Origin of the sequence: Oceanobacillus jeddahensis, from assembly GCF_000750635.1 — a bacterium.
Classification (GTDB): domain Bacteria; phylum Bacillota; class Bacilli; order Bacillales; family Amphibacillaceae; genus Oceanobacillus; species Oceanobacillus jeddahense.
Genome location: NZ_CCDM010000002.1, coordinates 799705 through 818767 on the forward strand (window position 1 = coordinate 799705; position 19063 = coordinate 818767).

At 37.3% G+C, this 19063-nt stretch carries 20 protein-coding genes; all 20 read left to right on the forward strand.

What is annotated here, in order from left to right:
* The first annotated feature begins 59 nt into the window (after nucleotides 1-59).
* Complete coding sequence (gene topA, locus BN986_RS11570) at nucleotides 60-2138, forward strand: type I DNA topoisomerase (protein ID WP_040980091.1); 2079 nt, start codon at nucleotides 60-62, stop codon at nucleotides 2136-2138.
* Nucleotides 2139-2585: 447 nt separating this feature from the next.
* Nucleotides 2586-3479 (forward strand): tyrosine recombinase XerC, encoded by an 894-nt coding sequence (xerC, locus tag BN986_RS11575; protein WP_040980841.1) that lies wholly within the window; start codon nucleotides 2586-2588, stop codon nucleotides 3477-3479.
* A gap of 13 nt (nucleotides 3480-3492) precedes the next feature.
* Nucleotides 3493-4038, forward strand: a complete 546-nt coding sequence (gene hslV / locus BN986_RS11580) for an ATP-dependent protease subunit HslV (RefSeq protein WP_040980093.1) — start codon at nucleotides 3493-3495, stop codon at nucleotides 4036-4038.
* A 45-nt stretch (nucleotides 4039-4083) separates the two neighbouring features.
* Nucleotides 4084-5481, forward strand: a complete 1398-nt coding sequence (hslU, locus tag BN986_RS11585) for an HslU--HslV peptidase ATPase subunit (protein ID WP_040980095.1) — start codon at nucleotides 4084-4086, stop codon at nucleotides 5479-5481.
* Between the two features lie 28 nt (nucleotides 5482-5509).
* Nucleotides 5510-6289 carry a GTP-sensing pleiotropic transcriptional regulator CodY gene (gene codY, locus BN986_RS11590; RefSeq protein WP_040980097.1) on the forward strand — a complete coding sequence of 260 codons (780 nt, stop codon included), beginning with the start codon at nucleotides 5510-5512 and terminating at the stop codon, nucleotides 6287-6289.
* Nucleotides 6290-7788: 1499 nt separating this feature from the next.
* A complete protein-coding gene (gene flgB / locus BN986_RS11595; RefSeq protein ID WP_040980099.1) occupies nucleotides 7789-8181 on the forward strand; it encodes a flagellar basal body rod protein FlgB in 393 nt (130 codons plus the stop codon).
* Nucleotide 8182: 1 nt separating this feature from the next.
* Nucleotides 8183-8635: a flagellar basal body rod protein FlgC gene (gene flgC / locus BN986_RS11600; RefSeq protein ID WP_040980101.1), complete on the forward strand. Its 453-nt coding sequence runs from the start codon at nucleotides 8183-8185 to the stop codon at nucleotides 8633-8635.
* Between the two features lie 19 nt (nucleotides 8636-8654).
* The gene (gene fliE / locus BN986_RS11605; protein ID WP_040980103.1) at nucleotides 8655-8957 is read left to right on the forward strand and encodes a flagellar hook-basal body complex protein FliE; all 303 of its coding nucleotides are present in this window, start codon (nucleotides 8655-8657) and stop codon (nucleotides 8955-8957) included.
* A 63-nt stretch (nucleotides 8958-9020) separates the two neighbouring features.
* Nucleotides 9021-10628 (forward strand): flagellar basal-body MS-ring/collar protein FliF, encoded by a 1608-nt coding sequence (gene fliF / locus BN986_RS11610; RefSeq protein WP_040980105.1) that lies wholly within the window; start codon nucleotides 9021-9023, stop codon nucleotides 10626-10628.
* Between the two features lie 11 nt (nucleotides 10629-10639).
* Nucleotides 10640-11650 (forward strand): flagellar motor switch protein FliG, encoded by a 1011-nt coding sequence (gene fliG / locus BN986_RS11615; RefSeq protein WP_040980107.1) that lies wholly within the window; start codon nucleotides 10640-10642, stop codon nucleotides 11648-11650.
* The gene (fliH, locus tag BN986_RS11620) at nucleotides 11643-12380 is read left to right on the forward strand and encodes a flagellar assembly protein FliH (RefSeq protein ID WP_040980109.1); all 738 of its coding nucleotides are present in this window, start codon (nucleotides 11643-11645) and stop codon (nucleotides 12378-12380) included. The genes fliG and fliH overlap by 8 nt, the downstream gene beginning before the upstream one ends.
* Nucleotides 12377-13687, forward strand: coding sequence for a flagellar protein export ATPase FliI (gene fliI, locus BN986_RS11625; protein ID WP_040980111.1), 1311 nt, complete (start codon nucleotides 12377-12379; stop codon nucleotides 13685-13687). The genes fliH and fliI overlap by 4 nt, the downstream gene beginning before the upstream one ends.
* A gap of 15 nt (nucleotides 13688-13702) precedes the next feature.
* Nucleotides 13703-14149, forward strand: a complete 447-nt coding sequence (gene fliJ / locus BN986_RS11630) for a flagellar export protein FliJ (RefSeq protein ID WP_040980112.1) — start codon at nucleotides 13703-13705, stop codon at nucleotides 14147-14149.
* Nucleotides 14150-14154: 5 nt separating this feature from the next.
* On the forward strand, nucleotides 14155-14793 hold the full coding sequence (locus tag BN986_RS11635; protein WP_040980114.1) for a MotE family protein: 639 nt from the start codon (nucleotides 14155-14157) through the stop codon (nucleotides 14791-14793).
* A gap of 31 nt (nucleotides 14794-14824) precedes the next feature.
* Nucleotides 14825-16576, forward strand: a complete 1752-nt coding sequence (locus tag BN986_RS11640) for a flagellar hook-length control protein FliK (RefSeq protein ID WP_040980116.1) — start codon at nucleotides 14825-14827, stop codon at nucleotides 16574-16576.
* Nucleotides 16577-16621: 45 nt separating this feature from the next.
* Nucleotides 16622-17122 carry a flagellar hook assembly protein FlgD gene (gene flgD, locus BN986_RS11645; protein ID WP_392392274.1) on the forward strand — a complete coding sequence of 167 codons (501 nt, stop codon included), beginning with the start codon at nucleotides 16622-16624 and terminating at the stop codon, nucleotides 17120-17122.
* A complete protein-coding gene (locus BN986_RS11650) occupies nucleotides 17122-17487 on the forward strand; it encodes a TIGR02530 family flagellar biosynthesis protein (protein ID WP_040980118.1) in 366 nt (121 codons plus the stop codon). The genes flgD and BN986_RS11650 overlap by 1 nt, the downstream gene beginning before the upstream one ends.
* 86 nt (nucleotides 17488-17573) lie before the next feature.
* On the forward strand, nucleotides 17574-18362 hold the full coding sequence (flgG, locus tag BN986_RS11655; RefSeq protein ID WP_040980120.1) for a flagellar basal body rod protein FlgG: 789 nt from the start codon (nucleotides 17574-17576) through the stop codon (nucleotides 18360-18362).
* A gap of 57 nt (nucleotides 18363-18419) precedes the next feature.
* Entirely contained in the window at nucleotides 18420-18638 is a 219-nt protein-coding gene (locus tag BN986_RS11660; RefSeq protein WP_040980122.1) for a flagellar FlbD family protein, read from the forward strand.
* Nucleotides 18631-19050, forward strand: coding sequence for a flagellar basal body-associated FliL family protein (locus BN986_RS11665; RefSeq protein WP_040980124.1), 420 nt, complete (start codon nucleotides 18631-18633; stop codon nucleotides 19048-19050). The genes BN986_RS11660 and BN986_RS11665 overlap by 8 nt, the downstream gene beginning before the upstream one ends.
* Nucleotides 19051-19063 lie beyond the last annotated feature (13 nt).

A 19063-nucleotide genomic window follows, 5' to 3' on the forward strand; every position in this document is an offset into this window, starting at 1 on the left:
ATAGTATTAGGAAAGATTTCTATTCGTAAATTGTCAACCTCATTATGGGAGGAACGTACATGTCAGATTATCTCGTTATCGTTGAATCGCCGGCGAAAGCAAAAACGATTGAACGATATTTAGGAAAAAAATATACAGTTAAAGCTTCCATGGGACATCTTCGTGATTTACCAAAAAGTCAAATGGGAGTAAATGTAGAAGAAAATTATGAGCCGAAGTATATTACCATTCGAGGAAAAGGGGATATACTGAAGGATTTAAGAAAATCAGCAAAAAAAGCAAAAAAAATCTATCTCGCAGCCGACCCGGATCGCGAAGGAGAAGCAATTGCTTGGCATTTAGCTCATATTCTAAATGTTGATGAACAGTCAAAATGCCGTGTTGTTTTTAATGAAATTACAAAAGACGCTATTAAAGAATCGTTTAAACACCCCCGTGCAATAGATTTAGACTTAGTTGATGCACAGCAAGCACGCCGTATCCTTGACCGGTTAGTGGGTTACAATATCAGCCCATTATTATGGAAGAAAGTGAAAAAAGGATTGAGTGCCGGACGAGTACAGTCTGTAGCATTAAAAATGATTATTGATAGAGAAAAAGAAATTGAGAATTTTAAGCCGGAAGAATATTGGTCTATCGATGGTTTATTTGCAAAAGGAAAGGAAACGTTTGAAGGTTCCTTTTATGGTGTTGATGGTAAGAAGACGAAACTTCAAACAAAAGAAGATGTAGAAGAGGTTAAAAAGAAACTGGATGGAAAAGAATTTACTATTCAAAGTGTGAGGAAAAGAGAAAGAAAACGAAACCCTGCACTTCCATTTACTACATCATCCCTACAACAGGAAGCAGCGAGAAAACTTAACTTCCGGGCGAAGAAAACAATGATGATCGCTCAACAATTATATGAAGGAATAGACTTAGGCCGTTCTTCAGGGGGAATTACAGGTTTAATCACTTATATGCGTACAGACTCCACAAGAATTTCAGATGGATCTAAGGAAGAAGCAAAAGGATATATTAAAGAAAATTATGGAGAAAATTATCTTGGTAAACAAGCCCCCACTAAAAATAAAAGTGGTGCGCAAGATGCCCATGAAGCAATACGTCCAACTTCCACTTTGCGTGATCCAAAAGAATTAAAAAGTATTTTATCGAGAGATCAGCTGCGTCTGTATAAACTGATTTGGGAGCGCTTTGTTGCTAGTCAAATGGCTCCAGCTATAATGGATACAATGACGGTGCACTTATTAAATAATGGCGTAGAGTTTCGTGCTACCGGTTCAAAGATAAAGTTTAAAGGCTTTATGAAAGTTTATGTGGAAGGCAACGATGATAATAAAAAGCTGGAAGATAAAATATTGCCAGACTTAGAAGAAGGTATGAAGGTTGAATCAAAAGAAGTGAAACCGAATCAACATTTCACGCAACCGCCTCCACGGTATACAGATGCCAGATTAGTTAGAACAATGGAAGAAATGGGGATTGGTCGTCCATCTACCTATGCGCCAACTTTAGATACAATTCAGCGTAGAGGTTACGTATCGATGGATAATAAACGGTTTGTACCAACAGAGTTAGGTACGATCGTTTGTGAACTTGTAGAAGAGTTCTTCCCAGAGGTAATTGATGCAGAATTTACTGCAAAAATGGAAACAGACTTAGATTCCATTGAAGAGGGAAAGACAGCTTGGATTCAAATTATTGACGAATTCTATCAAGACTTCAGTAAGCGTCTAGAAAAAGCGGATGCTGAAATGGAAAAAGTAGAAATACGTGATGAGCCTGCAGGAATAGACTGTGAAGAATGTGGGCATGAAATGGTATATAAAATGGGGAGATATGGTAAATTTTTGGCATGCTCCAACTTTCCTGAATGCCGAAATACAAAACCAATTTTGAAAAAAATAGGTGTCACTTGTCCGAAATGTCATAAAGGTGATGTCGTAGAAAGGAAATCAAAGAAAAAGAGGACTTTCTATGGCTGTGATCAATTTCCGGAGTGTGATTTTGTTTCATGGGATAAACCGATTGCCAGAACCTGTCCAAAATGTGATTCCATGCTTGTTGAAAAGAAAAGTAAAAAAGAAACGCAAGTTCAATGCTCTAATTGTGAATATAAAGAAGTTGCCCAGAAGTAGCTGATCAGCCAATCAGCTACTTCTGTTGGTGTTAAGAAAAGTAAAAACATATATATGTTTGGTGTGTTGTTTTAGAATCCTTGAAACAAAAGTATAAAAAACGTTAAAGTTGACTAAAATAATAATTATCATTATAATCTCTACTTGGTAAGGGATTTTCCTTTACAGAAGATGTCCAATTATCTTGATGGAAATAATACTCCGAATTATTTGATCAGGTAGCTATGGTTCTTTTAAATATACTTGTATAATGGGAAAGGTAAGACTTTTAGATGCCCCGATATATCCTATCGTTGTTTTTTCACTTCATTGAATTTTCTTAACCGTAAGTACCTTTCTGAATTTTATTACAATTTCGTTAAATTCATTGCATTCTAATATGTATTATGCTATGCTTTATCCGTTATACGATGATGAGGTGACTTATTTGTGAATTTAAAGGAATATATGGATGTATTTATAGAGTATTTACAAATTGAAAAAAATGCCTCACCGTATACTATTCAATATTATCGGACTGATTTAGAAACATTCGAAGCTTTTATGCAAAGAGAAGAAGTAAATGATTTAAAAGATGTAAGTTACCGGGAAGTTCGGGTATTTCTTACAGAATTATATAACGAGGCATTAAGTAGGAGATCTGTTTCCAGGAAAATATCTTCATTAAGGAGTTTTTACCGTTTTTTAGAGCGGGAGAATTTCGTTTTGGAGAATCCATTTACGCAGCTTACACTCCCTAAATCGGAAAAACCTGTCCCGGGCTTTCTGTATGAAAAGGAGTTGGAGAAGCTTTTTTGTGTGAGTGATTTGACGACGGATATGGGGCAGCGGGACCAAGCGTTGTTAGAGGTTCTATACGGTACTGGAATTCGTGTTAGTGAGTGCCAGCAATTACGTTTGCAGGATATTGATTTTTCAATCGGAACTATTTTTGTAAAGGGAAAAGGAAGAAAAGAACGTTATGTTCCTTTTGGTAGCTTTGCAGAAGCAGCTTTAGAAAAATATCTGCTTAATGGAAGAGAAAATTTACTGGGTAAGTCAAATAATATAACAGAGAATGTGTTTCTAAACGCAAGAGGAAATCCGATAACAACAAGAGGCATTCGTACTGTGTTAAATAAAATAGTAGAAAAAGCTTCTATAAATATTAAAGTACACCCTCATAAGCTCAGACATACGTTTGCAACGCATATGTTGAATGAGGGGGCTGATTTAAGGTCTGTACAGGAAATGTTAGGACACGAGAGTTTATCCTCTACACAAATCTACACGCATGTTTCTAAAGAGCATCTGAAAAAGGCTTATACGAAAAGCCATCCGCGCGCAAATGATAAAAATTAGGTGAGGTGGATATATGGACTCGCAAATGCATGCCACAACCATATTTGCGGTACAGCATAATGGAAAATGTGCCATGAGTGGTGATGGTCAAGTTACATTGGGAAATTCCGTAATCATGAAGCACACAGCAAAAAAAGTCAGAACGTTATATAATGGAAAAGTTTTAGCTGGATTTGCTGGTTCTGTGGCAGACGCTTTCACTCTATTTGAGAAATTTGAAGGGAAATTACAGGCATTTAACGGTAATTTGACAAGAGCTGCTGTTGAATTAGCACAAGAATGGCGCTCTGATAAAGTTCTCAGAAAGTTAGAAGCTATGTTGATCGTGATGAATAAAGAAAATATGTACCTTGTATCTGGCACAGGTGAAGTGATTGAACCGGACGACGGTATTCTAGCGATTGGTTCTGGAGGTAATTATGCGTTAAGTGCCGGCAGAGCATTGATTCAAAAAGCACCTGAGTTATCTGCTGCTGAAATTGCGCAAACTGCACTGGAGGTTGCGGGAGATATTTGTGTGTTTACAAATGATCAGATTACGTTAGAAGTATTAGAATAAAATCTCATGCTTTTAATGAAATCTTGATAAAGGAGGATGCTTTTCATGACGGTAGACTTAACGCCTAAACAAATTGTAAATCAGTTGGATCGGTATATTATAGGTCAAAAGCAAGCAAAAAAATCGGTGGCTGTAGCTTTAAGGAATCGCTATAGACGTATGAAGCTGGATGAAGATTTTCAAGATGAGGTTGTACCTAAAAATATTTTAATGATGGGCCCAACAGGTGTTGGTAAGACAGAAATTGCAAGACGTCTTGCGAAATTAGTTGGGGCGCCCTTTATTAAAGTAGAGGCTACAAAATTTACGGAAGTTGGTTATGTTGGTAGAGATGTTGAATCAATGGTACGTGATTTAGTTGAAAAAGCTGTTCGAATGGTGAAAGAAGAAAAGATGGAGGATGTCATGGATCGAGCAGAACAAGAGGCAAATCAAACGCTTGTAAAACTGCTCGTCCCGCAAACAAAATCTAAAAATTCTGTGAAAAATCCATTTGAAATGCTATTTCAAGCTTCTGATTCAGAGGAAGACCAAGAAGATGATACATCCAATGAAGAGTCAGAAATTAAATCGAGAAGAAAACGAACAGCCCATCAGTTGGCTTTAGGTGAGCTGGAAGACCATTATGTTTCTATTGAAATTGAAGAAATTCCGCCATCTATGTTTGACATGCTGCAAGGTTCGGGAATGGAACAAATGGGGATGAACATGCAAGATGCTTTTGGTCAGTTCATGCCCAAAAAGAAAAAGAAACGTAAATTAACAGTTTCAGAGGCAAGAAAAGTCTTAACCCGGCAAGAAGCGCAAAAGCTTGTCGACATGGATGAGGTTACGCAAGAAGCGATTAAACGTTCTGAGCGAACAGGCATCATTTTTATTGATGAAATTGATAAAGTAGCCGGAAAACAAGAAGGCTCTGCGAATGTTTCTAGAGAGGGTGTGCAAAGAGATATTCTGCCGATTGTAGAAGGATCAACGATTGTCACTAAACATGGAACATTAAAAACAGATCATATTCTGTTTATCGCAGCAGGAGCTTTTCATATGTCAAAGCCTTCTGATTTAATTCCGGAGCTACAAGGAAGATTTCCGATTCGTGTAGAGTTAGAAAAGCTTACAATCAATGAATTCAAGCAAATTTTAACGGAACCTTCCAATGCTTTATTAAAACAATATAAGCAAATGCTAGAAACAGAAGGTATAAAACTTAAATTTACGGACGAAGCTATAGAAAGACTTGCGCAGATTGCTTATGATGTGAATCAGAATACAGATAACATTGGGGCACGTAGATTGCACACGATCTTAGAAAAATTACTAGAAGACCTGTCCTATGAAGCTCCTGATATTTCGATGGCTGAAGTTGAAATTACAGGAGGATATGTTGATAATAAGCTTTCGACGATTGCTCAAAACAAGGATCTCAGTCAATTTATACTATAATTTAAAATTTTGAATGGAGGAATAACAAATGGATTTATTAACGAGAGCAAGAAAAATTAATGCAATGTTACAAACAGCAACAGGAAAGTCGGTAAACTTTAATGAAATGTCAGCTTCATTACGTGATGTAATTCGAGGTAATGTATATATAGTTAGCCGACGCGGGAAATTATTAGGTGTTGCAGTGAATCAAGAAGTAGAAAATGATCGTATGAAAACAATGCTTGAAGAAAAACAATTCCCTGTAGAATATACAGAAGGACTACAAGAAATTCGTGAGACTACTGCAAATCTTGATATTGACAACAAACACACTGTATTTCCAGTAGAAAATAAGGAATTATTTAAAGATGGCTATACAACAATTGTCCCAATTATTGGTGGCGGGGAACGCTTAGGAACACTAATTATCGGTCGTGTGAACGAAACATTTAATGATGATGATTTATTATTAGCTGAATATGGTGCAACAGTAGTAGGAATGGAAATTCTTCATGAAAAAACAGAAGAAATTGAAATGGAAGCTCGAAGCAAAGCTGTTGTACAAATGGCAATCAGCTCTTTATCTTACAGTGAATTGGAAGCAATCGATCATATTTTTGAAGAGTTAAATGGCAAAGAAGGCTTATTAGTAGCAAGTAAAATTGCTGATCGAGTTGGAATAACACGTTCTGTTATTGTTAATGCCTTACGTAAGTTAGAAAGTGCAGGCGTTATCGAATCTCGTTCTCTAGGTATGAAAGGAACGTATATTAAAGTACTAAACGATAAGTTCTTAGTAGAATTAGAAAAAATCCGTACACGCTAAATCAACAAAAAAAGCTGTGAGGGAGTATTCCTTCATAGCTTTTTTTGTGTGAGAAAAGTACGGAATTTTGTTAAAGAGATATTGCTGACAGGAAAAGAACGGATAAAAAACTCAAAAAGATTCACCCAAAAGGACTTCAACTGAGGGGCGGGCTACATGCGTAGAACACGGTAAGTATCATTTCAGTGGAGGCTTGTACGTAAAAAATAACATCACATCAACCTTCCGGCGTTCCGTTCTTTATAATGGGATGTGTAACCGTACTCCTGAACATTTTGGATATACACACCCTTAAGATATATCATTTCTGGCTGTTTGGCCTTTTTTATCGAACATTCTTTGAATATATTTTCATAGTCTCATTTTTTCGCACCTAAGAATAAGCGTATATATCTTCCTATTTTCAGGATTATCATGTTCTTCATTATTGTTCTTGCTTTTGGTTAAATCATTTTTTTGAACGAATGATAGTGTATAGCTCCGCTCCAGCCAACCACTCCGCTTTCCATGGGGACGGCTTCAGCTAACTTGAAAAGAAGACCGCTTTTCAAGTGGATCTTCAGCTCGCCCTGTTCCCATAGGAGTCTGCGTGGTTGGCCTCCGCTTAGCTAGGACTCTACAGCGAATGAAAGAAATAACATCCTGTTGGGGTGGACGAAATAGTATCTCTATCGCTTGATGCAACAATCATTCCGTTATTTCAAATGGTTGGTTTAGCAGTTCGAATCAAAATAGTATGGATATGAAACACAAGAAACAGCTTTTATGCACAGAGAGGAATGATTACTGAACATTTTACCATGCACAACAAAAAATCTCTTCTGTCTGATCTACCTTTTATTTGTTCAGCTGTTCCACATATAGAACACCTTACTAGCGGAGGCGGACCGTTTTGACTCCTATGGGATCAGCACCATCTGAAGATCCACTTTTGTCAAGCGCTCTTCTTGGCAAAAGTTAGCTGAAGAGCATGCCCCTAGGCAGACTAAAGTCGCAACATCCTGGGGTTGGGACTGCGATTACTCGCCCCATCAAAAACCGTTGTACGTTGGAAAGCAAAACGGTCCGCCGCAGCGGGACTTTACACTGCACCTTCTATTCTTTCTAGAGAGTTATCGAAGGAAAGATCAACTTACGAAAGTTAAGTTATAGTAAATTATATTTAAAAATAATTTCATCTGAGTATATTGAATTCCTTGGTAAGAAAAGGTAGAATTGAAAATAAGGTCTAATTACCTGTTTTTTTGTTTGTTTTAAAACTAGTGGAATCACATTAGGACTTTTGTATAGAGTATAAAGATTTGGGGGATATACGGGAACGTGAAAATGAAAAACGAATATTTAGGACTTTTAGTCTGGTTATAATGAACGATTTTTAAATTTGTCAATATTAATGTAGAAATTGCATAGACTTTGTCTAATACTTAATTTAAAATTAGTTCGTATAATCAATACAATTTATGGGCGTTAATGGAAAAAAAGAGGTGTTAAAAGATAAAATGAACTTATTTAGTGGAACGATTAATAACTTAGAAAATTCTATACAGTACGCTTCTGCAAAAAATGATGTTATTTCTAATAATATTTCAAATGTTGATACACCTAATTATAAAGCTGAAAAAGTAAGTTTTAAATCTACTTTAGAAAATGAGATGACTGGCCTTGAGACGAAGACAACAAACGAACGGCATTTTAACTTTGGTGAAGAAGGAAATAATCCCTATCGGATCGTGAAAGATTCATCAACTACATATAATCATAACGGAAATAATGTCGATATCGATAAAGAAATGTCAGAACTGGCTAAAAATCAAATTTACTATAATAGTCTTATTGATCGTATAAGTGGAAAATTTAGCAGTTTACAATCGGTTATTCGAGGGGGGAATTAAATTGTCAATCTTTCAATCAATGGATGCTAGCGCAAGTGGTTTGACATCGCAAAGATTACGTATGGATCTGGTTTCTTCTAATCTGGCAAATGCACAGACAACAAGAGCAACACAAAATGCAGATGGAGAATTCGAACCATACCGACGAAAAATGGCAACATTTGGAACAGAACAGCCTTCTTTTAAGCAAATGTTAAAACATGCAGAAGGGAATAATGATTCTGGCGGTGGTGTACGTGCAACTGGAATTGTAGAGGACCAAACACCATTTGAACTTGTGTATAATCCAGAACATCCGGATGCAAATGAAGAAGGCTATGTTGAAATGCCCAATGTAGACCCTTTAAAAGAAATGGTTGATTTGATGAGCGCTTCCCGTTCTTATGAAGCAAATGTAACAGCTTTTAATGCGAGTAAGGGAATGCTTATGAAAACATTAGAAATCGGACAATAAAAAAAGGTGGTCGAACAGAATGAATACAATTGGAACTTACCTCCCTCCAGTAAATCAGGTTGAAGAGGGGCAATCTTCGCGTTTAACTCCAAGTCAAGCACAAGGTAATTTCTCTTCTATGTTAAAAAACGCTATTGAGGATTTAAATCACATTCAATTAGAATCAGATAAAAAAACAGAAGGATTGGCAACTGGCAATGTAGAGAACCTTCATGATGTAATGATTACAGCTCAAAAAGCAAGTGTTTCACTTGAAACAGGTGTGCAAGTGCAGAGTAAAGTAATCGACGCGTACAACGAAATAATGCGGATGCAGGTGTAAGTGCAAGTATAAAATAAATAAGAAAAAAGATAATAGTTTTTGAATTTAGTGAGGGTAGTGTATATGAAAGAGAAATTACAAAAATGGAGAGAATCCACTTTTACTTTTTGGAAATCCAGATCTAAAGGGCAAAAAGGGTCGATGATTGGTGGAGCAATTTTGATAGTCCTATTAATTGCTTCAGTGATTTTCTTTAGTTCCAATACAAACTATGTCCCTTTATATAATAATTTGTCTCTACAAGAAGCTGGTCAAATTACCGGTGAATTGGATGCTAGGTCTGTTCCATATGAGTTAGAAAATGGTGGAACTTCTATTCTGGTTCCTGAAGGCCAAGATGATTCATTGCTATTAGAGTTTGCCTCTATGGGTCTTCCAAGCAGCGGCAGCATAGATTATTCTTTTTTTAGCGAAAATGCATCGTGGGGAATTACAGAAAATGAATTTAGTGTGATGAAATTAGACGCGATGCAAACAGAGCTGGGTAATTTGATTTCAGGAATTGATGGGATACAAGATGCGAATGTCATGATAAACATGCCTGAACAGCCGGTATTTGCTGATGAAGCAACAGGTGAAGCAAGTGTTGCTATTATGTTACATACACAGCCGGGATACCAATTTGAAGGAAACCAGGTAGATGGTCTTTATCATCTTGTATCAAAGGCAATTCCCAATTTAGATCCAGAAGAGATTATTATTATGAACCAGTATTTTGAATACTATGACCAGGACACGCAGCTTGCCGGAGGACAGGATACATATTCAAATCAGCAATCTATTAAAAAAGATGTAGAGAGAGACATACAGCGAAGATTACAGCAAATGCTTGGAACAATGGTAGGAAATGAAAATATTGTTGTTTCTGTTACGGCAGATATTGATTTTTCTCAAGAGAATCGTACAGAAGATTTAGTAGAACCTGTCGATTTAGAAGCAATGGAAGGAATACCAGTTAGCTTAGAAACGATTCAAGAGTCTTATGCGGGTCAAGGAGATCCAGATGGCGTTGTTGGAGCTGGGGAAGAAGATGTTGCTAACTTTCCTGCAGGTGAGGGTGATGACGGTGAATATGAATTAGATCGTGAAACCATCAATTATGAGTTTAATCGTATCCGTCGTGAGATCGTAGAAAGTCCTTATCAAGTTAGAGATCTTGGTATCCAAGTAGCAGTTAACAGTACAAGACAAGGTGCAGATGGAGAAATAGAATTTTTAAATCAACAGGAACAGACAGACGTTCAAGAAGGCGTTGAATCTATTTTAAATTCCATCATAGAAACATCTGTTGACGGCGAGCTACAGGATGAAGATACCGAAGCAAATACATCAATTGTTTTCCAAGAATTTAGTACTTCTACTGGAGAACAAGAAGAACCATCAGGATCAGGAATACCAATATGGCTGTATATAGTTGGCGGAATATTGCTAATTGTTATAGTTGTTTTATTATTTATGCTTAGAAAAAAACGTACAGAACAAGAATGGGTAGAAGAAGAGATACAGGAAGAATCATTAGATTCTATATCTAATAACGAAGAACCAATTATTCCAGACCTGCCAGCAGAAGACTCAGAAGAAGTTATTAGAAGAAAGCAACTTGAAAAAATTGCAAATGAAAAACCAGAAGAATTTGCGAAATTATTACGTAGTTGGATGAATGAAGATTAGGGGGATTATTTATGGCACGGAAAAATACATTAACAGGAAGACAAAAAGCAGCCATTCTTTTAATCTCATTAGGTCCGGATGTATCAGCACAAGTGTATAAGTATTTATCTGAAGAAGAAATTGAGAAATTAAGCTTAGACATTTCTTCTGTTAAAAAAGTAGATTCCAATTTAAAAGAAGATATATTAGACCAATTTCATCAGATTGCTGTTGCACAAGACTATATCTCTCAAGGAGGTATAGGATATGCTAAAACAGTTTTAGAAAAAGCATTTGGAAAGCAGGAAGCATCCAGCATTATCAATCGTCTAACTTCTTCTTTGCAGGTCAGACCATTTGATTTTGCGAGAAAAGCAGACCCGCAACAAGTTTTGAATTATATTCAGGGAGAACATCCACAAACGATTGCGCTTATTCTTTCTTATCTGGATGCAGAACAGAGCGGTCAAATACTCTCTGCTCTGCCCAAAAATGTACAAGCAGATGTGGCTAGCAGAATTGCTACGATGGATTCCACATCACCAGAGATAATAAGTCAAATAGAGCAAGTGCTGGAAAAAAATATATCTTCTTCTATGACGGAAGATTATACGCAAACTGGTGGTATCCAAACAGTGGTAGAAGTATTAAATGGCGTAGATCGCTCGACAGAGAGAACTATTTTAGAAGCTTTAGAGTCACAGGACCCAGAATTGGCTGAAGAAATTAAGAAAAGAATGTTTGTATTTGAAGATATTGTTACATTGGATAATCGTGCTATTCAGCGTGTCATTAGAGAAGTTGATAATGATGACTTACGCTTGTCGCTCAAAGTGGCAAGCAACGAAGTGAAAGATATTGTATTCCAAAACATGTCGGAGCGTATGGTAACCACTTTTAAAGAGGAAATGGAATTTATGGGACCAGTACGCTTGAAAGATGTAGAGGAGGCGCAAACAAGAATAGTCAATGTGATACGTGGATTGGAAGAAAAAGGAGAAATTGTTATAGCGCGTGGTGGAGGAGACGATATTATTGTCTGATTATAAAAAACAAATATCCATTAAACCAATTGAATCGATCATTCCTCCAGCATTCACACCTAAAGAAGATGAAAATGAAGTGCACCAGCAATTATCAGAGACGATTTTTTTACAAAAAGAAGAGCTGGCTTCCATTGAAGAAAAACAAAAAAAACGCATAGAAGATGCTGATAAAGAGATAGAAGAAGCACGGAACAGATGGGAAAGTGAAAAGCAGGAATTAATAGAGAATGCACAGCAGCAAGGGTTTCAAAAGGGATATGAAGATGGGAAAAAAGAAGCTCACCAGCAATTTGAGAATAAACTGCAAGAAGCCAACCACATTATTGACATAGCCAAAGAAGACTATCACCAAACGCTGGAGAAACAATCAGAAAGTATTGTAGATATATCAATGGCAGTAGCAAACAAGGTTTTACATAATGAATTAAAAGAGCAGCCAGCTTATATCAAGTTATTAATCGAGGAAGCACTTGATGAAGTGAGGTCACAGCCTGTTATTGTTATTGTCGTTCATCCGGAATACTATGAGGAAGTACATTCTCATCAGGAAGAACTGCAGCGGTTAGTCGGGGATGAAACTAAACTTTCTATTCATGCTAATACAGGTATCCAACCGACAGATTGTATTATCCAGTATCCATATGGCCAGATAGAAACCAGTGTAAACACGCAACTGGAAAAAATTCGTGAATCTTTGATGGAATATGTGATGGAGGATGCGCAATGAACAAAGAGGCGTTGCTTTCAGTTATAGAAAAGACAGTTCCGTATAAGCGATTTGGAAAAGTAATTCGTGTGGTAGGTCTGATGATTGAGTCGGAAGGACCTGCAGCAAATATTGGTGAGGTTTGTTATATTCACACGAGCGCGGGTAACAAGGAGAAGATTTTAGCGGAAGTAGTAGGCTTTCAAAATGAAAAAATAATTCTGATGCCATATCGGGAGGTAAATGAAGTAGGTTCCGGCTGTTTGGTAGAAGCAACAGGACATCCATTAAAAGTAAAGGTTGGCAGGAGTTTGATAGGTCATATTCTGGACCCTCTAGGAAAGCCGCTTTTAGATCTGGAGTCTTTGCCTAAAGGCTTAACAGGGTATCAAACGGAAAGAAAGCCGCCTAACCCTCTCTCCCGGCCAACGATCAGGCAGCCATTACAGGTTGGCATCCGGGCGATTGATGGATTTTTATCCATGGGAATCGGGCAGCGTGTTGGTTTATTTGCCGGCAGTGGCGTGGGGAAGAGTACACTGCTTGGAATGATTGCAAGAAATAGTAGTGCGGATGTGAATGTTATAGCTCTTATTGGAGAAAGAGGAAGAGAGGTCCGGGAATTTATTGAGCATGATTTAGGGGAAGAGGGGTTAAAAAAGTCTATTATTGTTGCAGCCACTTCCGATCAGCCTGCACTCATGCGAATTCGTGGGGCATACACTGCTACAGCGATCAGTGAATATTTCAGAGAGCAAGGTTTACATGTGAACTTAATGATGGATTCCGTTACACGTGTTGCAATGGCGCAGAGGGAAATCGGGTTGGCTGTTGGAGAACCGCCAACAACGAAAGGATATACGCCAAGTGTATTCTCCATATTGCCAAAACTCCTAGAACGAGCAGGAACAGATGAAAATGGTTCGATAACAGGCTTTTATACAGTACTCGTTGACGGCGATGATATGAATGAGCCAATTGCGGATGCAGTGAGAGGGATATTAGATGGCCATATTGTCCTGGACCGGAAAATTGCTGAAAGAGGCCAGTATCCTGCAATCAATGTTCTGAAGTCCATTAGCAGAGTCATGAATACAATTGCAACAGAAGAACATAAACAAATTGCTTCAAGGTTAAGAACACTTCTTGCGACCTATGAAGAAAATAATGAGTTAATCTCTATCGGTGCCTATAAAAAAGGAACAAATCCCGAAATTGACTTAGCTATCGCATCCTATCCAAATATTGTTTCTTTTTTAAAACAAGGGGTCTACGAGCAGGTGAGTCTGGCAGAAACTATACAGATGATGAAAAACTTGGTTGAATAAAGGAGTGGTTTTTTAATGGCTAAGATATCCAGTCTAACTAAAATACGGGATATGCACGATAATGAGAAACAAGTCGCTCAAAAAGCTTATGCAGAGTCACAAGAAACTTTCGAAAAAATTGCTAAAGAACTATACAATTTGTTGAAGAAAAAAGAAATAGCAGAAAGTTCCTTTGAAAATGCTATTCAGGCATCGACATCTATTGAAAAAATAAAAGAACAATCTGCTTATATTGAAAAATTAACAAATCAAATTCAGACTGTGCAGCTTTTAGTACAGAGAGCAAGAAATGATATGAACACAAAGCAGACGAAACTGTCTGAAGCTTACATTGAGTACAAAAAATATGATAAGATGATTGATTTAAAAAAAGAAAAAGCTCAAGCAATTGTCAAAAAACAAGAAGCTAGCTTTATGGATGAAATGTCCATGCAACAATTTTTGAGACAAAATCAAAGGTGAAAATCATGAAAAATAAAAAACAAAGTGAAACGGAAGTGGAAGTTCAAAAGTCTTCAGGCGGTATTTTTATAAAGCTGTTTTTAATAGCGATGCCACTTTTCATTCTGGCGGTTATTATTGTTTTTGTTTTACATATTGCTGGATTTAATACATTGGATTGGTTAAAAGAGCGAGGTCAATCTATTCCTGTTGTTGGAGAAATGTTAACAGATGAAACAGGGGAAGAAATCAGTACTGCAAATGACTTAGAAGTGCTTCGCAATCAAGTGGAGAGCAGAAATGAAATTATTGATAATAAAGATGAACAAATCCAAGAATTAGAAGAAACAATTACGAACTTAGAAAGTCAGATTAGTAGTTTGGAAGAAGAAATGGACGAAGAGGAGAATAACGAGGAAGCTGATGAAAATACCGAACAGCAGGAAGAGAATCAAGGACAAACAAATGCAGCTTCAGAAAAAAGTTCGATGACAAGAACGTTAGAAAGTATGAAAAGTAAAGAAGCTGCAGCTATTTTAGAAAATCTAGAAGACGATTTGGCTGTAACGATTTTAGAAGAAATGTCTACAGGTGATCGCGGAGACATTTTACAGCAAATGAATGTAGAAGCAGCAACCATCTATACACAAATGTTAATGGAGTAATTCGACGCAAAACTTGAAGGGAGGTGAGTATATGAATGCGGCAATGTTAAATATACATGATTTAATGTTTTCGAATCGGATGAATGCGAAAACAACGACAAATCAAGGTTCCTCCAAATTTGGAAATTTATTAACACAACAAACAGAGCCTTTATCGTTGTTGACAGATAGGACATCGCCTCTGCAAGATCAAGAGCAACAACTAACGAAACTGTATGAAAATCTGGAAGAAATGCTGCCAGAAGAAGTCCTTGATATTTTGAAAGGTAATGATGTTTTACAGGAAGAGGTAATTGATTTAATCATGCAAGGTTTATCCTCTCAACAAAATGTTTTTCCAATGGAAGTTGAGGAGCAGCAGAAAGCTTTTATAGAGAATCTGGTTGGTAAGCACCTATCTTCATTAAAACAGCTGGAGTCGGCTCCGGAAACGAAAGCAGATTTGCAAGTCACTATAGATATATATAACGAAATAGCAGAGGTATTAAAAGGCTTCGAAAAAACAGCAGACATAGATGATATGGCCGGGACGTTAACAGAATTGGTGCAGGACTGGGAACAGTTCTTTCAGGAAAATCCAGGCATGGATAAAGAAAGGATTCTCAATCATATTCATCAACAAATGCAAAGCGGTGACTTATCGGGATTTGATCAGGCAATAAATCAGATGGCGTATCAATTATTGGATGTGGATTTTTCAGCACAAGAAATGAATAATGGTGAAGATGTTGAAGCCATCAACGTAAATAACGTTTTACAAGATTTAAATCAATTCATGTTAACCATTGATTCCACAACCGCCGAACAGTTCATGGAGCAGATAATCAATCTATTAGCAGGCTCAAATTTAATAGATGAAGGGCTGCTGAAAAATGTACAGTTTCATGCAGGACAGAGGGTAGAGGCGCAGCAATTAATGAACGTCATAAGTCAACAGATACAAAGAGCAGACACCAATATTGCAAAGCAGATAGCTGGACAAATAATGAAACAATTGCAGGGAGTTCAACTGCCTGAACAAACAAGCGTTTCAGCTCAGCAGGCATCTGCAGCAGGGCCGGAAGGAAAACAGCCTCTGGAAGTGAGGATAGCAACATGGCTACGATCCATTTTTAAAGAAGTTTCGCCGGGAGTTATCAAACAGAGCAACAATATAAATGTTGCTGGTCATACAGCTTCTGAAGTTACCGGGCATATAGAGCCTAAATTGGCAGCATGGCTACATACTTCTTTTCAGGATGCATCACCGGCTGTTTTTAAGCAAGATCATCTTCCTATCTCTAAAGTAGAACAATTTCTTGTCAATATGGGTTCAACCGATTCATCAAAAGGTTTATCAGGTAAAGAGCTGATTGATAAAATCGAGACGATTGTTCAGAGCCAGCGTCTCCAAAATTTTGCAAGAGGACAAAGTCCAATATCTATTCAGTTAAGACCGGAGAACCTTGGTGATATGACAATACGTTTTCTCCAGACAAATGGAGAGCTGACTGTACAGATGCTTGTGTCTTCTAAAGCAGTAAAGGAAGTTTTAGAATCTAATTTACACCAGTTGAGAAATGTATTTTCGCCACATCAAGTAACGATTGAAAGACAGGAAACTCTAAATGCTTCACAAACAGATGTATCGAAAAACCCAAAAGAAAATCAAAATGAACAGCAGCAAGCAGAGCACCAGGAAGCTTCTTCTGATTCAAATGAACCGGAGCAATCTTCTGAAACAGAGTCATTTGAATCGTTTATGGAGCAGCTGCTATCTCAAAATATAGAAGAACAAGTTTAATGGTGGAGTAAGCTGTACAGAGATTTATTTTGAATTTGAAAGGCGGTGACGACAATCACTTCTATTGATCCCTCTTTATATTTAAGTAATCAGCAAAAGCAACGGGAACCTTCTGCAGAACTTGGGAAAGACGAATTTCTGAAATTACTTGTTACGCAAATGCAAAACCAAGATCCAATGAATAGTATGGATGAATCTGAGTTTATTGCGCAAATGGCAACTTTTTCTTCCTTGGAGCAAATGATGAATATGTCAAACTCGATGGATCTTTTAGTAAATAATCAGTTGGTATCTCCAGCTATCCAATATAGTCATATGATTGGAGAAACGGTAAATTACAGAACATTTGATGAAGAAACGGGAAGAGAAACAGGTGTTGAATCAAGTAAGGTTGTTTCTGTATCTGAACAGGATGGATGGGCTGTTTTTCATTTGGAAAATGGCGAGAAAATTTATGCTGATACGGTTATTGAAGTAGGGATGTCAAATAACGAGACAGATAATAATGAAACAGATCCTTCTGAGAACGAGGAGGGAGAAGCATAATGGTTCGCCCAATTCAACCAATCGCGCCAGCTATATCACAAAATCAACAAATACAAAAAACGGCGCCAAAACAAGGGAATGTATCCTTTAGGGAAATTCTTGAGGATCAACAAGGGCTAACTATTAGTAAGCATGCAGCAGACCGTATGCAAGAGCGGAATATCCAGTTTAGCAGCGAGGAATGGCAGTCTATTCAAGATAAAGTGAAGGAAGCTAAACAGAAGGGTGTTAAAGATGCATTAGTCGTTGTTGATGGGAATGCGATGGTAGTCAGTGTGAAAAATAATACAATAATTACTGCGCTGAATCAATCAGAGACAGATAAAAAAGTATTTACCAATATTGATGGAACGATTTTATTATAAATATAAATGGCCAGACCCTTGAAGGGAAGCCTATCACCGTGGAATGACAGAAGCGGTCAAATGAAACTTAAAAAGGGGAAATAATCATGTTACGTTCAATGTACGCAGGTATTTCAGGAATGAAAAATTCACAAACCAAATTAGATGTTATCGGTAATAATATTGCTAACGTTAATACATCAGGATATAAAAAAGCAAATATCAATTTTCAGGATATGATGAGTCAGACGACATCTGCAGCTCAAGGAGCTGGGAATGGGCGCGGCGGGATTAACGCATCTCAAGTGGGTCTTGGTTCTCAAGAAGGATCCATTTCTAATGATCACACTACAGGTTTTAGACAAACAACAAATAACCCATTAGATTTTCAAATACAAGGTGATGGGATGTTTGTGGTACAAGGAGAGGGTATAGATTACTATACACGTGCCGGGAACTTTTATTTAGATAATAATGGAGATATCGTCAATGCAGATGGTTATTATTTACAATCAGTAGGGGGAGGCAATATTAATATTCCGGAAAACGCAGATGACTTTAGCGTGCAGCCGGATGGAACAGTTACTTATAATGTAGGTGATGACACAATAGAAGCTGGACAAATCGCATTAGCGAAGTTCTCTAATCCATCTGGATTAGAGAAAGTTGGAGGCAGTTTATATGCAAATACAAACAATGCTGGTTTAGTTGGTGTGGAGGCCTCAGGAGAAAATGGAACGGGACAGATTATTAGCGGCGCCTTAGAAATGTCTAACGTCGACTTATCAGAAGAATTTACAGAAATGATTACAGCGCAACGTTCATTTCAGGCAAACACAAGAATTATTACAACATCGGATGAAATTTTACAAGAGCTTGTTAATCTAAAACGATAAGCAAGGGAGGGAGGGGACTAACCTGAATTTACATCACCAGGTTAGTCCCGATAACGTATGATTAGACTGACCCGATTAAATAATGAGCCTTTTGTTCTGAATGCCATCATGATTGAACAAGTCCAGGCATATGCCGATACGAGCATTTCTCTATTAAATGGAAAAAAGGTATTTGTCAAAGAAAGCGAAGAAGAAATCATTGAAAAGGTAACTGCTTTTTATCACCAGATTGGGTTTCCCGCACTCCCATTGAAGGCAGGTGAAAAAAATGAGTAAGGTTGTGAAAATAGCTGTGACATCTATTATTACATTACTTGTTGGTGTTGTAGCTACGCTGATTATTGTTATTTATGTGAATGAACCGGAGCAAGCATCTGGAGAGCAATCAATTGATGACATGGTCAGCCACTCCTATGAAACACCAGAGGTGACAACAGATATAATGGATAATAGGTATGTTCAGGTTCAATTTCAAGTAATTGCGGATGATAATGATGCGATAGACGAATTGGAAAAAAGAGATTTTCAAATTACCAATTTATTAATTAAAGAGTTGGCCGTCATGGAAGTGGATGACTTTCAAACAGGTCTGGATGACTTGGAGGAGACACTGAAGGTAAATTTAAACGAAATAATGACAGAAGGAACGGTTACAGAAGTATATACCATCAAGAAGATACTTCAATAGAGTATATCATGCT